The sequence below is a fragment of the Psychrobacter maritimus genome (assembly GCF_029953575.1).
Classification (GTDB): Bacteria; Pseudomonadota; Gammaproteobacteria; order Pseudomonadales; family Moraxellaceae; genus Psychrobacter; species Psychrobacter maritimus.
This window is the reverse complement of the sequence record NZ_CP124526.1, coordinates 1,359,108-1,374,650: the sequence shown is the minus strand read 5'-3', so window position 1 is coordinate 1,374,650 and position 15,543 is coordinate 1,359,108. Positions and strand designations below refer to the sequence as shown.

At 43.6% G+C, this 15,543-nt stretch carries 10 protein-coding genes; 2 read left to right on the top strand and 8 right to left on the bottom strand.

Annotation, left to right across the window (positions count from 1 at the left end):
* Window positions 1-36: 36 nt before the first annotated feature.
* From QJS82_RS05680 to QJS82_RS05665, 4 genes are all read right to left on the bottom strand, one after another.
* The gene (locus tag QJS82_RS05680; protein WP_281491531.1) at window positions 37-3,999 is read right to left on the bottom strand and encodes an AAA family ATPase; all 3,963 of its coding nucleotides are present in this window, start codon (window positions 3,997-3,999) and stop codon (window positions 37-39) included.
* 91 nt (window positions 4,000-4,090) lie between these two features.
* Window positions 4,091-5,653 (bottom strand): exonuclease SbcCD subunit D C-terminal domain-containing protein, encoded by a 1,563-nt coding sequence (locus tag QJS82_RS05675; protein ID WP_281491530.1) that lies wholly within the window; start codon window positions 5,651-5,653, stop codon window positions 4,091-4,093.
* 681 nt (window positions 5,654-6,334) lie between these two features.
* On the bottom strand, window positions 6,335-7,939 hold the full coding sequence (gene cysG, locus QJS82_RS05670) for a siroheme synthase CysG (protein WP_281491529.1): 1,605 nt from the start codon (window positions 7,937-7,939) through the stop codon (window positions 6,335-6,337).
* Window positions 7,940-8,223: 284 nt separating this feature from the next.
* Window positions 8,224-9,174 (bottom strand): 1-acylglycerol-3-phosphate O-acyltransferase, YihG family, encoded by a 951-nt coding sequence (locus QJS82_RS05665; RefSeq protein ID WP_281491528.1) that lies wholly within the window; start codon window positions 9,172-9,174, stop codon window positions 8,224-8,226.
* A 356-nt stretch (window positions 9,175-9,530) separates the two neighbouring features.
* Between QJS82_RS05665 and QJS82_RS05660 the strand changes: the two genes are divergently transcribed.
* On the top strand, window positions 9,531-10,274 hold the full coding sequence (locus QJS82_RS05660; RefSeq protein ID WP_281491527.1) for an SDR family NAD(P)-dependent oxidoreductase: 744 nt from the start codon (window positions 9,531-9,533) through the stop codon (window positions 10,272-10,274).
* A gap of 96 nt (window positions 10,275-10,370) precedes the next feature.
* Here QJS82_RS05660 and QJS82_RS05655 read toward each other — a convergent pair whose 3' ends face one another.
* The 3 genes from QJS82_RS05655 to QJS82_RS05645 all read right to left on the bottom strand — a co-directional run bounded on the left by QJS82_RS05655 (window position 10,371) and on the right by QJS82_RS05645 (window position 13,358).
* Entirely contained in the window at window positions 10,371-11,009 is a 639-nt protein-coding gene (locus QJS82_RS05655) for a phosphoadenosine phosphosulfate reductase domain-containing protein (RefSeq protein WP_191689862.1), read from the bottom strand.
* 74 nt (window positions 11,010-11,083) lie between these two features.
* Complete coding sequence (locus QJS82_RS05650; RefSeq protein WP_281491526.1) at window positions 11,084-11,680, bottom strand: DUF934 domain-containing protein; 597 nt, start codon at window positions 11,678-11,680, stop codon at window positions 11,084-11,086.
* Window positions 11,673-13,358 carry a nitrite/sulfite reductase gene (locus QJS82_RS05645; RefSeq protein WP_281491525.1) on the bottom strand — a complete coding sequence of 562 codons (1,686 nt, stop codon included), beginning with the start codon at window positions 13,356-13,358 and terminating at the stop codon, window positions 11,673-11,675. The genes QJS82_RS05650 and QJS82_RS05645 overlap by 8 nt, the downstream gene beginning before the upstream one ends.
* A gap of 265 nt (window positions 13,359-13,623) precedes the next feature.
* Between QJS82_RS05645 and sat the strand changes: the two genes are divergently transcribed.
* Window positions 13,624-14,877 (top strand): sulfate adenylyltransferase, encoded by a 1,254-nt coding sequence (gene sat, locus QJS82_RS05640; protein WP_281491524.1) that lies wholly within the window; start codon window positions 13,624-13,626, stop codon window positions 14,875-14,877.
* A gap of 95 nt (window positions 14,878-14,972) precedes the next feature.
* Here the strand turns inward: sat and QJS82_RS05635 are convergent, their stop codons facing one another.
* Window positions 14,973-15,506, bottom strand: a complete 534-nt coding sequence (locus tag QJS82_RS05635; RefSeq protein WP_281491523.1) for a hypothetical protein — start codon at window positions 15,504-15,506, stop codon at window positions 14,973-14,975.
* Window positions 15,507-15,543 lie beyond the last annotated feature (37 nt).

Sequence of the window (15,543 nt, the reverse complement as noted above, 5' to 3'; positions counted from 1 at the left end):
TTCCTTATTACCATAATTTTTATTAACTGACTTAACTTACGAGACTTTTTCATTGGTAGCATTGATAGCATTGGCAACTCGGCGACAGCCTTGACCACTGATTTGGCTAAAGCCGCCAGAGAGTTTTTCAACCTTAATTTGGGTTAAGATACGATCTTTTAACGCCTGTACATGCGAGATAATGCCAATAAGTTTACCTTCTTGCTGCAAGCTGGTTAAGGTGTCGAGCGCAATATCAAGCGACTCTTCATCAAGTGTGCCAAAGCCTTCATCCAAAAATAGCGAGTCGACGCGAATATTGTGGCTGGCCATTTGTGATAGCCCAAGCGCTAATGCCAAGCTGATAATAAAGCCTTCACCGCCGGAGAGATTTTTGGTACTGCGAATATCGCCGCCTTGATAGTTGTCGATGACATTAAGCTCAAGGGGATTACTGTCATCATGAATGAGTAAATAGCGGTCACTCATTTTTTGCAATTGCGTATTTGCATGACTAATCATGACTTCAAACGTTAAGCCTTGGGCAAAAGTACGGTATTTCTTGCCATCAGCGGAACCAATGAGCGTATGTAGCTGTTGCCAAACTTGCAGCTTTTGTTTTTGCTCATTGATAGCAATGAGCTGTGCCGCTTGTTGGCCTTTTTGACTGTCGTTATCCTTAAGCTTTTGGTCAATCGCACCGATTTTTTGACTTAACTCGTCGATGTCTATTTGTATTTGATGGTGCTGGCCAGCAAGTATTTCTCGGTCTTCATCGGTCATAGGATTGGCAAGTTTTTGCTCTAATGCTTGCTGGGTGCTATCCAGCTGTAATTTAGCTTGATGCAATGCATTATCAATCGCTAATTTACGTGTCTGTAGTGACTCACGCTCTTCTTTAGGCAGGCGGGCACTCACAAAAGCAACTTCATCTACGAACTGTGACTCTGCGAGCAAATGAGTAAAGGTGCTTTGCTGCGTATTCAGTGTAGACATCGCCGCCTGTAGCTCTGTGTCTAGCTGTAGTTCTCTAGCCGTTAATTGCTCTAGAGTCTGCTGTACAGCATCTAGCTGCCTTTGTGCGACTACTTGCTTGGCTTTAGCTGCATCAACCGCACGGCGTAATTGATTTTCTTCATTGTCTGTATTTTTATCTGCAAAAATCTCTTTTCTATTCTGCTTTAATTGTTCGATAGCCTTGGTTTTATGAGCAACTAAGTTCACTAGCTCTTTGAGCGCTGTTTCATCATTGCTAAGCTGTGCTTGCTTGGTTTCAATCTGCGCGGTCAAACTGCTTAAACTATTGGTTAGCTGCTGTTGGCTGTTTTTCTGCTCATTAAATTGTCGTTTTAACTGGTTTAAAGCGCTGCGCTGTTGACGCAGTTTTTCAATATGACGGTCATAATCTGCGCTGTCTATTACCGTTTGCTCATCAAAACTATTACCCAATTGCTTAAGTGCATCGTGGATGTCTGCCGCATTGAGCGCTGTAGTTAAATAATCTTTATATTTATCCGCAGGGTATTTATACGTTAGAGATGCAACAGTGGTCATCAGGGGCGCCAATTCCGAGAAATTAGCGACAATCTTATCTTTTATACCATCAAGCTTCTGCGAGTTAAGCTTGATGTCAGTGGTTAGATTATTAATGTCATGACTAAGTGCCTGTTGCTGCTTTTCATCCGCTTCGATGGCAGTACTGAGCTTTGTAGCACTTTCAGTTAAGTACTCATGTTCGATCACTATGGTTTTAAGAGACTGTTTATGTTCAGTCAGGTTGTGTTTGGCGGTGTCTAATAAGGATAAGCTATGTTCTATATTCGTGATGGTCGCATTGATATCATCGCCTATCTTATTAAGAGGATTGATAATTGCTGCGATTGCTTCAGAATAATTGTTTTCAGCCTCAAATAGTGAAGATAGGTAAGACTGGATATCGCCATGTAAAATTTTGGATTGCTGCTGTAGCGGCGCTAGTTGTTGCTCTTGGTTGTTAAGCGTCTCTTTCTTGGTGGCATATTCGATATTGTATGCTGATAAAGCCTGCTCAAGGTTATTAATAACAGTCTCTAGTTCAGCTATTTGCTGCTGAGTTTGTTGCGTCTTAGTCTGTTTTATTGTGGACGACTGGTTTTGCTCGGCATTGTCATCATCAGTATGATTACTGTCTAATAATGGATGATGTTTGCCATAAGGATGCTCATGCGCACCGCAAAGTGGGCAGGGCAAGCCATCTTCTAGCTCTGTTATGTAGTCCTCAAGCCCAGCGACCTTTTGTAGTAAGCTCAGATGCTCTTGTTTTTCTTGCCTCTTAAGCTTAGCGTCTTGAATATCTGATTGATGACTAGCAATCAATCCTGCTAAGGTCGTTAGTTCCTCGGTTAGCGTGGGCAGCGAGAGATTGGTTTTTTCGATTTGGCTAGCAAGATCGGATAGCTGCTGTAGCTTAAAGCTGGCTTGCGCAATCTGAGTGTTGATCTGGTCCACTTGCTCTTGCTCGCTGCGCATACTAGCGAGAGATTGTTTTTCAATAAGTGCTGCTTGCTGCTGTTGTAAGCTGACCAGTTGCTCGCGTTGCTCAGTGATTAACAACTTATCAGCATCTTGCTGCTTAGAGAGCTTATCGAAATGAGCTTGTAGCTGGCTTGATTGGTTGTCATGTGCAAGTTTATCCGCCGCTAAGCTGACATTATCTTCTAGCAACACCACTAATCGGCGACAGCTGCTATCAAAGGTCGCCATATCTGTATCGAGATCGTTTAGCTCTTCATAATCGCTAAAATATTTTTCTATACTGCTAAGCTGAGCTTTGGTCTCTTGTTCTGTTTGTCCATGGCTGGCTATTTCTTGGCGTAATCGTTGCGTATTATTGACTAAGACGTCTTTACGTTGATTATCGTCTGCCAAAGAATGGGATTGCTGTTTTATTTCAGCATCCAACTCGCGCGTTTTTGCAATGATAGGTAAGGTGGTCTGCAGATTGTCCGTAGCTTGCTTTTCAATGGTATTGATATTATCTAAATGGGTCGTGGCTTGTGCCAGCGCTTCTTGCTGGGTTGGAATCTTATTAAGCAAATCTTGCTGCTCGAAACCCAACCTCTTGACCGACTCTCGGCTATAGCTAAGCTCTCGAAATTGACTATCAATCTCCAAGGCTTTATTAGCAATATCTAGGCGCTGCGCTTCTGGAGTAAAGGCTTGCTGAGCCTGCTGAGCCGATGCAAAATCATTTTGATAAGTTAATATATTTTGCTGCAGCTGCTGTACATTATCCAGCCACTGCAGCTGCTCGCTTAGGGTTTTGAAAGTTTGCCGCTGCTTGCTTTGCTGTTGATTAAGGGTCTGTAGCTCTGCTACCAGTAACTTTTCATCTTCAAAACTTAATAACGATAGGCTACTAACGCCCGCTTGTAGCTTACCCAGTATTTCTTCCTCAAAGCGTTTCTTTTCATGGACGTTTAACGATATTTTGGCATAGATAGCAGTACCCGTTATTTTCTCTAAAATGGCGGCTCTATCGCCAATATCTGACTTTAAAAACGCGGCAAAACTGCCCTGTGCGAGCATGATGGAGCGGGTAAATTGATTGAAATCCATGCCGATAAGGTCTTGAATGTAGGCGGAAGTCTTAGACTTTTTCTCTTCTAAAATCTTACCGGTTTTAACCTCGCTAATCTCGTGTCTAATCGGTAATAAGTTACCCTTGGCTTTTTTGTGGGCGCGATGCTGGTACCAGTAGCATTGATAGCGTTTGGAATCTATTTCGATAATAACTTCTGCTGAACACTCACCCGTACCTTGGGTCATGATCTCGTTCGTTGAGCCGGTAATATCGCCCAATCTTGGCGTTTGGCTATAAAGTGCTAAGCAAATCGCATCCAAAATAGTAGTCTTGCCAGCGCCCGTCTGCCCAGTAATGGCAAAAATCCCTTCATTTAGAAAAGCAGGGTCACTAAAATCAATGTGCCATTCGCCTTTTAGGGAGTTTAAGTTTTTAAGTCGTAGTTCAATCAGTCGCATGGGCAGGTCTTATTTTTATATAGAGCAGTTATAAAGAGAACAGTGATGAAAAGTGAAGAAGTTGTTGGCTGGCATCCAAAATGCGCTGTTATTATTCGGCCTGAGTATCGGCATGGCGCAGGTTATAAACGATTTGATCATAGGCGTCACGTAAAGAGGGTTTTTGCTCATCGGGAATATTGTGAGCAATTAAGCAGCGCTCAAAAACTTCCTCCTCATTTAAGTCTTGTAGCGTCTCAGAGATCTGCTGTTGGTTAAGTACTTTATTATAGGTGCGCGTGTTTTTAATTTTTAACACCTCACACGGCAAATTATCGACCATCGCCTGAATATGCTCACGCAACTCGCTGACCACCTCATCACCCGTATAAATAATTTCAAGCCAGACAGATTCTGTTGCCTCAAGAGATTGAATGGTTTTATCAATAGTCTTATTAATAGATTCCAAATCACCCGATATTTGCGCCAATTTTTGAAATTTTGGGATGGGTAGGGAAATAACCTGCATCTGCTGTGATTCGTTATGATGTAATAGGTTAGAGGATGCAATAGAGTTATTTGTGGAATCATTACTCTGTATAGCGTCTATCTGATTAGAAATTGATCCTTCAAAGGCTTTTTGCGTATTTTCTTCGCTTTCTGCGGTGTTATCAAAACCAAATAAATCGTCCATAAAATCCGTCGCCTGACTGGCTACTTTTTTAGCGGCTTTTTCTACTGATTTTTCGATCGTGGTCACTGTATTAGTAAGCTGAAGAATAGTGCTTTCAGATAAAGACCTCTCTACTGTACCAAACTGCACCAATAATACTTGTTTTTGTTGCTTAGCCTCACCAAAGCCCATCGCAATAGGCGAGCCTGAATAGCGAATACTCTCACGACCACCGACGCGCTGCGGTATGTGCAAATGCCCAAGTGCCACATAATCAAAGCCATCATCAAACATATCAGCAGAGATCTTGCCGAGTGAGCCGACATAAAGCTCACGCACACCATCGTCCTCAGTAGTAGTGCCACCAGCTGCAAATAGATGCCCTGTAGCGATGATAGGAATGTGACGTTGGCTTGCTTCGACTAATTTAGCTTGCTTCGTTTTAGCAATGCTAGCGACTTTATCATAATGGGCACGAATGCCTTTGATGACATTGACATCTTTACTATCCGCAGACTCGCCAGCGGCACTGCTACGCACGTCACGGTCACGCAGATAAGGGACTGCGGCGATAATACAATGAGGTGCACCGTCTGCATCGTCTAAAACCAATACCTCATCGTTTAAGTCTTCACAAGCAGTGCCAATGACATGAACGTTTAGGAATTTTAAGACATTGCTGGGTGCATCTAAAAAAGTAGGGGAGTCATGGTTGCCCGCGACGATGACGATATGCTCGCAGCAAGACCTAGATACACGACCTAAAAATTCATAATATAGTGCCTGCGCTCTGTTACTCGGCGTCATGGTGTCAAAAATATCACCCGCAACGATTAATATATCTACTTTTTGCGCGCTAATGGTATCCTGCAGCCAATTTAAAAACGCTTCAAATTCATCATAACGCATGCGCCCATAAAGCCTACGCCCCAAATGCCAATCTGAGGTGTGTAAAATGGTTAAGGGTTTGGAGATGGCAGACAATTCGGTAGACTTTGACATAGAGGATATTACAACGCGTAAATAATTAAGAGGATGGCTTAATCAATAAGTGATTTAGAGTTAAATAATCATACCATAAATGATAATTTACCAGTCTCGCTTTTGGCTACTGACTCTTTATTAGGGCTTGCCCTACATTAACGACCTGTGAAGATTTTATAATTAACCATATATTCAGGTAGGATTTCCCAAGTAATGCCCTGTACGGTCCAATCCTCTAGTAGATTTTCTATAGAAAAAATATTAGGATATTCAACACCTTGCGGGGGTGTCACCTTTTTACTTAACTGCTTTGAGTTCCACTGATAAGCCTCTTTACGGTTCTTAATGGCTGACCCCTTAATAGAATCTCTAATTCCTCAAGGGTTCTAATAGGCCAAAACTTCATTTCCAGCGCTCACAATAGTGATAACAGTAATTATTTTTAGGTATGTTAGTGAAAAATATAAGCTTAGATTTAGGTTAAATTGGCCACCTATCTCCTATTTGATTATAACGCTAAAGGACGCTAGTAGGGCAGCATGATTTTGAGACTCTGCCTAAAAATTCATAATATAAGACAGCGATTATTCTAGCAAGAATTGGTGGGATTTGTTCTTCTGCTCTGTTGCAAGCGCATAAAAAAAGCCCTGCCAATATATTATCGGTAGGACTTAACTTTTTAGAAAGTAATAATAAAACCTAACCAATCACCAACTGCTCCAAACCATCATCAGTTGTTGCCAAGTTAGCGACCATAGATAGTGCATGCGCTTGCTGGCTAGTAGGTTCTTTGTTTGGCGTCGTAGCCGTACCGCCTCGCAACCAGTTGTTATCAGTTTCTGATGTGTTTTGATTGTCTTGCTGATTCTGTAGGTTATACCAAGCCAAATCATGATGTAACGCGACCACGTCACCCATAATAAGTAAAGCAGGGGTTGGCAGTTGTGCTTGTTCTTGCTTAGCGCCAATAGTCTCAAGCGTACCTGTTAATACTTGTTGATTGGGCATACTAGCATTGGAGACGATAGCGATTGGGGTATCGCTATTACGCCCAGCATCAATTAAACCTGTCGTCAAACGTGCCAGCGAGTGCAGCCCCATATAAAACACCACGGTCTCATCAGTATTTAAAAAGCTCTTAAAGTTGCTATTGGGCGCGCCAGCCTTTAAAAACCCAGTGACAAAACGTACCGACTGCGAATGATCACGATGTGTGAGCGGAATTCCTGCATAACTGGCAGCAGCGTTAGCAGCAGTAATGCCAGGTACGACTTGGTAAGGCACGCCGTGCACACGTAAGCTTTCAATTTCTTCACCGCCGCGGCCAAAAATAAAGGGATCACCACCTTTTAGCCGTACCACACGGCGACCTTCTTTTGCGCTATTGACTAATAGCTCATTAATACCAAGCTGAGCGACCGCATGGTTGCTACGCTTTTTACCGACAAATACTTTATCGGCATCGCGGCGGCATAGGTCTAATACTTGCGGTGATACTAGCGCATCATAATAGACAATATCGGCTTGCTGCATGAGGCGTAGGGCTTTAAAGGTAAGCAGCTCTGGATCACCAGGACCGGCACCAACGATATAAACTTCGCCTATCCCGTTTTGCATAGTTTGGGATTCTGTAGATGTATTATCTACTGTATTTTTTTCATTGATAGCGGATGCAGTGTTATCCAAATCCGCTTGCAATTGCGCCGCTGCTTCCTTCTCATTACCGGCAAACATCAGCTGACTGATTTGACCTTCAAAGGCGCGTTCCCAAAACTGGCGACGTCCGGTAAGGGTTGGAATTTTTGTTTTTACCTCATGGCGAAACTCACCAGCAAGCTTGGCCAGCTTGCCATAACCTTGTGGGATTAAAGTTTCAAGACGTGCACGCAGTAAACGTGCCAGCACGGGCGCTTTACCGTTAGATGAAATGCCAATCACAATGGGATTGCGATCGACAATGGCTGGAAAGATAAAGTCGCATAAATGCGGGGTATCGACCACATTTACCGGAATATTCAGCTCGCTAGCATCAGCGTGAACTTGATGATTAAGGGTTTCATCATCCGTCGCAGCGATAATAACGCGCGCACCTGTCATGTAAGCTTTATTGTAGTTTTCATAAATCAGCTCGTGCTTACTATCTGAGAGTAAAGCTTGTATTTCAGTACTGATACTTGGCGCAAGAATCGTGATCGCAGCACCGGCGCGGCTGAGCAAGTCAGCTTTACGTAGCGCGACATCACCGCCACCAACGATCAGCACTTTGCGGTCTTCTAATTTAAAAAATAGCGGAAAGGTGTTCATAGCATCACCAATGATTCAATCAATATAAAATATGCCACCATTATGAGGTATCACAGGCGGACGCTCACCTAGTGAATTGGCATTAACATATTCGTTTTTGTCATGTTACTGATGATTTTTGCTAGGATGTGGAATAGGTAGGGAATTAAAATGCAGAATCGCGATATAAAAAACCACAAGCTAAATTTTAAGCTTGTGGTTAGTAGCTGATAGATAATAAATAATAGTTACATGATAACTGGCATTAGATATTGGCGATAACGACATTTAACGGGTTGCAAATTCTATTCAAACTCACTTAGCATCTTAGTAATGCGGGCATCTTTTTGTTGCCAAATATCCTCTAACCAATCAAACATCATTTTTTTAGTGGTCTCGTCACGGTCATAACCGCCATCCATGATTGCCGCAAATAATTCGTCTGGTATGGTTAAGCGAGTCACATCGACGCCCAAGCGGCGAATATTACCTTTCCATAAATCATCATAGTCAGGCGCGCCGTCTGGGTAGACGATAGTGATATCTAAAATAGAATCCAATTCATCGCCTAACGCATTAAGCGCTAACGACAACCCGCCAGCGCGTGGTTTTAACAAATGCTGATAAGGTGAGCCTTGCTTATCATGTTTTTCTTTAGTAAAGCGCGTCCCTTCCAAATAATTGAGTAAGGCAAAGGGTTTGTTTTTTAATTGACGACAGGCACGATTTGCTTCTTCGATATCCTTACCTTTGAGGGCAGGATTTTTGGCAATCGCTTCTTTAGAGTGGCGGCGCATCATTGGGAAGTCTAAAAAGTAAAACGCTTGACCGATAACGGGAATGTAAATCAGATTAAACTTAGTAAAAAATCGCGTTAAAGGTAGCGTATCTTGGCTGATATATTGCACGATACTGGTGTCAACCCACGATTGATGGTTACTTACCAAAAGATACTGCTTGTCTTCGCTCAAATCGTCGGGCAGATTAATGCGCCAGTCTTTATGGGGTAGCGCGTGGTCAATCACGGCATTATTACTATTAATCCAGTATTTGGTAATTGCAATCAGCGCATCATCCGCAGCTTTCGCGCCAGTCAATACTTTCGCCGCGCCCATAGTCCAGACCGGTAGACCAACCAACGCACTATTGGCCGTGAGGACGCCAGTACCCGTCAAAAAAGAGGCTGCCTTGCCGACAGCTGGCAGCTTATCGTGCAGTTTTTCATAGAATGAATCAATTTTTTTTATAAAGGGCATATCAAATATCCGTATTGATGAGTGTGGCAAAGCCATGATCGAGATTAATTATAAAAATAAGCACAAGTAGCCGCAATGGCGGGCAACTTCGTCCATAGTTTAGCTTTAAAAGGTTAGCGTAATGTTTAATGTGATGTTACGCCAGTTTTGAAGCCATAGAATACCTTAATGTTATCTGATAAAACGTTAAGAAAACGTTATTTATGCAACTAAAAGGCTAGATGTGTGTCAGTTATTAGCTGATTAAATATATCCAACATAGGCTAGCATTGAGTGTTAAGTGACTATGTTAATCTAACTCAGACGTTATCAGATAGAAAAAAGTTTCATTTACGACATAAAAAACAAGGATGAACATGATGAAATTACAAGACAGAGTAGCTATTATATTTGGCGGCACATCAGGACTGGGTGAAGCGACTGCAAAAGCCTATGCCGACGAAGGAGCAAAGGTCGTCGTCACGGGTCGCGATGAAGAAGACGGCAATCGTATTGTCAAAGACATGACAGATAAGGGTCAAGAAGCTATCTTTGTGCTTGCTGATGTGACCAAAAAAGCAGAGATTCAAGCCGTGGTCGATAAAGCCTTGGAAGCTTATGGTCAAATTGACATTTTATATAATGGCGCTGGTATCCACGACGCTTATGATAATGCCGTCGAGTTAGAAGAAGATTTATATGACAAATTGATGGCTATTAATGTCAAAGCGCCATATCTTGCCTCAAAAGCGGTGATTCCACACTTTATCAAGCAAGGGCGTGGGGCCATTATTAATGTTGGCTCCCAAGCCACGCAAATGGCAGGTCCCGGCGGTTCCGCTTATGTGACCTCTAAGCATGCGGTGTTAGGATTTACCAAACAGTTGGCATTTGATTTCGGTAGTCAAGGCGTCAAAGTGAATATTCTATCGCCAGGCTTTATCGAAACCCCAATGACGGACGGTATTGAGGATGAGCGTCTAAATCGTATACCAGCACAGCGCGCTGGCAAGCCCGAAGAGATTGCAGCGCTCGCGGTATTTTTGGCGTCTGATGACTCAAACTATATGCATGGCTCGAACGTCTTTATGGATGGTGGCTGGGTTCTCGGTCGTAAATAACGTTCTAAAAAGCTATAAGCTATCGAAATTAAAAAAGCCCTTTCATTTAAAAGGGCTTTTTACGTTCAAACATAGTGATTTATTAAGCCAGCAATATTATAGCTGCGTATGCAATCCACACTCACGGCTTTCTTCAACTTTGGTTGGATCAAAGTAATCAAACTCGTTAGGCAAATCATGCTCTTCAAGATAGACGTCTAAATCCGCGTCTGTTTTTTCAAATAACGGCGCTACTTTTAACACGCCATCTTTTGATAAGCTAAGCACATCAAGACCTTGGCGGAATTCAGTTTGATCTTTGCGAATGGCGTTAAACCAGACATCAGGTTTTAGCTCATCTAACGCACGGCGAAATGGCTCAAGTTTTACTTGATCAGTGAATTCATCATGTTGCGGATTATCAATGCCTGGGATACCGTTCATGGTTGCGTCACGATAGGCAGCCGTTTGCTTAGGAATATAAGTGATGACGTTTAAGTTCAAATCACGGATAACTTTATTGGCAAATTGATAGGTCGCGTCGGTGTTATAGCCAGAATCTACCCACAATACCGTGATATCAGGGCGCTGTTTAGCAACCAAATGCAAAATCGCTGACTCATACGGGCGGAAATTGGTGGTGATAATGGGGTTTTTTGCTTGGCTAAGCGCCCATGCGACGATTTCTTCTGGTGATTTACCTTTTAGTTCTTGGTTGGCTTGATCGATATCTAAATTTGGGTGTAATTGGCTCATAATACGTTCCTTAATGGTGGTTAATAATTTAAATAGCTAGCTAGTTAATAGTGAATTGAATATTTAATAATAAATTAGGCACCAGCAAACATCGGTAAGTCGGCGGCGTTACGACCGTCATAACTACTGGCAAGTGCATTAAATGCTTGGCTGATATCAGAGATAGACTGCAGGTCATGCGCGCTTATCACAAAACTGTCTGCGCCTGCGCGTAGCAGGTAGGCGATTTGATCGCGACCAAACTTGCCAGCCATACGAATCTCGCCTTGATAGCCTATTTGGCGTAAGGTTTGGGCGTAACTAAAACCACGTCCGTCAGTGAAAGCGGGGACATGAATCACAATCAAATCTTGCTGTAATAAAAACTCTGGAATACGCGTCAGCACTTCGGTATCGCTATCTGATGTCACCCAGACACCGGTACGGCTAATATGCTCGGCTAACAATTCACGTACTTGTAATAGTAGTCCGCCTGCAATATTGCCTTTAGCATCTAATAAATCAGCAAGCGGTAAAACGATTTCAAGTTTTTCTTGTTTTTGCAGCAGCTCTAACAAAGATATATCGGTCAGGGTAATACCGTCAGGCAGCTCATCGGTGCTAAGCGCAAGCCAAGTGTCAGTCTCGCTAATATCGATGCCTTCGCTAGTAAACACATGATGATTAGCCATAGACCTTCTCCTTAAAAGGGGTAATACCAATACGGTCGATTAACTCACCAAAGCCTTCGACGTCATTGTCATTGCTAACGCGCTGCTCTAAGTAAACGTCGATTATCTTTTGTATCGTCGTTGCTACGGCATCGGTTGGTACCGCCCTGCCTAATATCTTACCGAGTTTGGCGTCGTTGCTAGAGTTACCGCCAAGGCTGATTTGATACCAGTATTCGCCTTTTTTATCGACCCCAAGGATACCAATATCGCCGGTATGGTGATGGGCGCAGGCATTCATACAGCCAGACATATTGAGGCGAATCTCACCTAAGTCATAAAGATAGTCGAGATCATTAAACTGCTTTTCGATTTGCTCAGCGATATTGTGGGTCGTGGCATTGGCAAGCGAACAAAAATCCCAGCCCGGGCAGACGATCATATCGGTTAGGGTGTTGATATTTGGACGGGCCAAATGTAGTGCAGCCAGCTGCTGCCATAATTCGTACAAGCGGTTGGTTTGTACATCGGCAAAGACCAGATTTTGCTGATAGGTACCACGTAGCTCGCCAAAGCTATGTTCATCAGCGAGGTCGGCGAGGGCGTCCATTTGCGCCTCAGTAATATCACCTGACGGTACGTAGCGTCCGTCGACTAAGCCCGCTTTTAACGAAATGACGACCGCGCGGTAGCCTGCGATTTTATGCGCTACAGTATTTTGCTGGTACCAATTGGCAAAGTCTTTATCAGCCTCTAGTTGCTGCTGCAAGTCCGACTGTACCTGTAGTGCATCAAAGCTTAGGTAATCAGGCTCAGTAAAAAAGCTGCTGGCTTTAGCAAAGTTGGCATCGGTCAAGGTCAACGGCCCATCTTTGATATTGGCTTCCCATTCGGCATCGACCAACTTGGCAAACGCTGGGCCGCCCATGCTATCGACCAATATCTTGATACGCGCCTTGAATTTATTGTCGCGGCGACCATGCAGGTTATAGACACGCAAAATCGCATCTAAATAGCTGAGCAGATGCTGACGCGGTAAAAATGCATTAATGGTTTTGCCAATCACTGGCGTACGCCCAAGTCCGCCCCCGACAATCACCTCAAAGCCAAGCTCGCCTGCGTCATTTTTCTTTAAATGTAGACCAATATCGTGGACTTGCGTCGCCGCGCGATCTTTCGCCGTTCCAATCACGGCAATTTTAAATTTACGCGGTAAAAAAGCAAATTCCGGATGAAAGGTTGACCATTGACGAATAATCTCGCAATAAGGACGCGGATCGGCGATTTCTTCCTTATGAATACCCGCATAAGGGTCGGTGGTGGTATTACGGATACAGTTACCCGAGGTTTGGATCGAGTGCATTTGCACCGATGCCAATTCTGCCAAAATATCTGGCACTTCTTCTAGTTTTGGCCAGTTCAGCTGCATATTGGTACGGGTCGTGAAGTGGCCGTAACCTTTATCATATTTACGGGTAATCTCAGCCAATTTGCGTAATTGATAGGTTGCCAGCAAGCCATAAGGCACGGCGATACGTAGCATCGGTGCATAGCGCTGGATATATAGCCCATTTTGTAAACGCAGCGGTAAAAACTGCTCTTCTGGCAGCTCACCTGCCAAAAACCGCTCGGTTTGGTCGCGAAACTGGGCGACTCGTTCTTCTACCAAGGTTTGGTCAGCGTAATTATATTGATACATGACGTAATCTCAATTTTGTTTGAAACATAAAAGCGGCGACGAAAATGATTTGCGTGTGATCGCTTGTATTGCCAATCGCAAGGTAAACAATTCAGAGTCACATCATATAAGCTTGCGTCTATAAACATAAATTCCTTTAAGACATATGTATATCCAAACACAGCATAAATTTTCATAACGAAAGTTAGGTAGCCTATGCTTATCAAATTTAAGCGCTCATTCTCCTGACCAACTATCTCTCAATTTCATTATTAAGGTTTTAAAAATGACATCTACTAATCCCAATCTCTCCTCATCAAAACTTGTGCCGCCACATGGCAGCAGCGAGCTTAAACCGTTACTATTAAAGGGTGATGCCCGCAACCAAGCATTGAAACTTGCCAGCAGCTTGCCGACGATTACCTTAAGTTCTCGTGAGCGTGGCGATTTGATTATGCTTGGGATTGGCGGCTTTACGCCGCTAAATGGTTTTATGAATCAGGCAGATTGGCAGGGCGTCGTTGATGATATGCGCCTGCAAAGTGGCGACAATGCTGGCTTGTTTTGGCCAATTCCCATCACGTTATCAGCGCCTAAAGCGACTGCCGACAGCCTAAATCAAGGTGATAAAGTCGCATTGGTGGCGAAAGATGGCGAGATTATGGGCATCTTAACGGTAGAAGAGACTTATACCATCGATAAAGCCCATGAGTGTCAGCAAGTCTTTACCACCACAGATTCTGAGCATCCGGGCGTACAACAAGTACTCAACCAAGGTGAAGTAAACATTGCAGGTAGTGTTGAGGTGTTGGGCGAAGGCGAGTTCCCAACTTTATACCCAGAGATTTATAAAACCCCTGCTGAAACGCGGGAAATACTGGATGCTAAAGGCTGGAAAACGGTTGCCGCCTTCCAGACACGTAATCCAATGCACCGCTCACACGAATATCTTGCCAAGATTGCCATTGAAATCTGCGATGGGGTATTGATTCATTCATTGCTCGGGGCACTCAAACCGGGCGATATCCCAGCTGAAGTGCGCCAAGAGGCGATTAAAACCTTGATTGATAATTATTTTAGACAAGACACCGTCATTCAAGCCGGTTATCCGCTCGATATGCGTTATGCAGGACCACGCGAGGCGCTACTACACGCGGTATTCCGTCAAAACTACGGCTGTAGCCATCTGATTGTTGGTCGTGACCATGCCGGTGTCGGTGATTATTATGGTGCCTTTGATGCGCAGACTATCTTTGAATATGTCGGTAAAGATGATTTGATTACTCAGCCGTTAAAAATTGGCTGGACGTTTTGGTGTAATGCTTGTAATGCTATGGCTTCAGACAAAACTTGCCCGCATGAAGCGTCTGAGCATGTCAAAGTATCAGGTACTAAGTTGCGTAAGGCATTATCAGAAGATGAGAACGTGCCAGAGAACTTTAGCCGTCCTGAAGTACTAGAGATTTTACGCAATTACTATGCTGGTATCGCAAAAGAGGAGCGTGCTGAGGTGAAGTTAGTTGGTGCATCTGCGGTTTAAGTAATATTTTATCGTCACCAATAAAAGTATTAAAAAAGGTGTCAGATTAAACGTCTGACACCTTTTTTATTATCTAAAGCCAACCATTCAAGCGGTTAATGCAGCTCTAAATCTCCCTCAAGCTTCTGATACTCGCCAACGATCGAGCCACCACCCGAACAAAAATAATTCAGCGTGTATTTATCTTGGCTATCTATAGACAAGGTATCATCTTTAAATTGAAAGAACGCCGTACTGTCATTAACCTTACTTTGGAAAATAACACCGTGCGCATCGTCTTGACCCATTAATGTCGCCTTACCATCAAAATGACAGGTTGGTTTTTTCACATCGCTACGCGCCCGTACCTGAATATTAATCTGGTCGCCGTTGTCTGCGTCATCTGCTCGTACCATCACCCCAACCCAATCAGAACCTTGTGCGCGCTTGTGATAGCCTTCAGAAGCATAATCTCCAACGACTGCTTGCACCGCTGGCGTGACGGCAGCGTTCGGTTGCTTAGTGGTTTGGTTATTTACGCTGGGCATCATGTTATTACAGCCGCTTAAGGTAAGTAAAGCTGCAGAGGTGGTCAAAATGACGGCAAAAAATCGTGAGTGGCGGGCATAACGAGGTGGAGACATAATCATTTAAGTACCTTTGATAAGGAAGTTAGTAAAAGGGGTA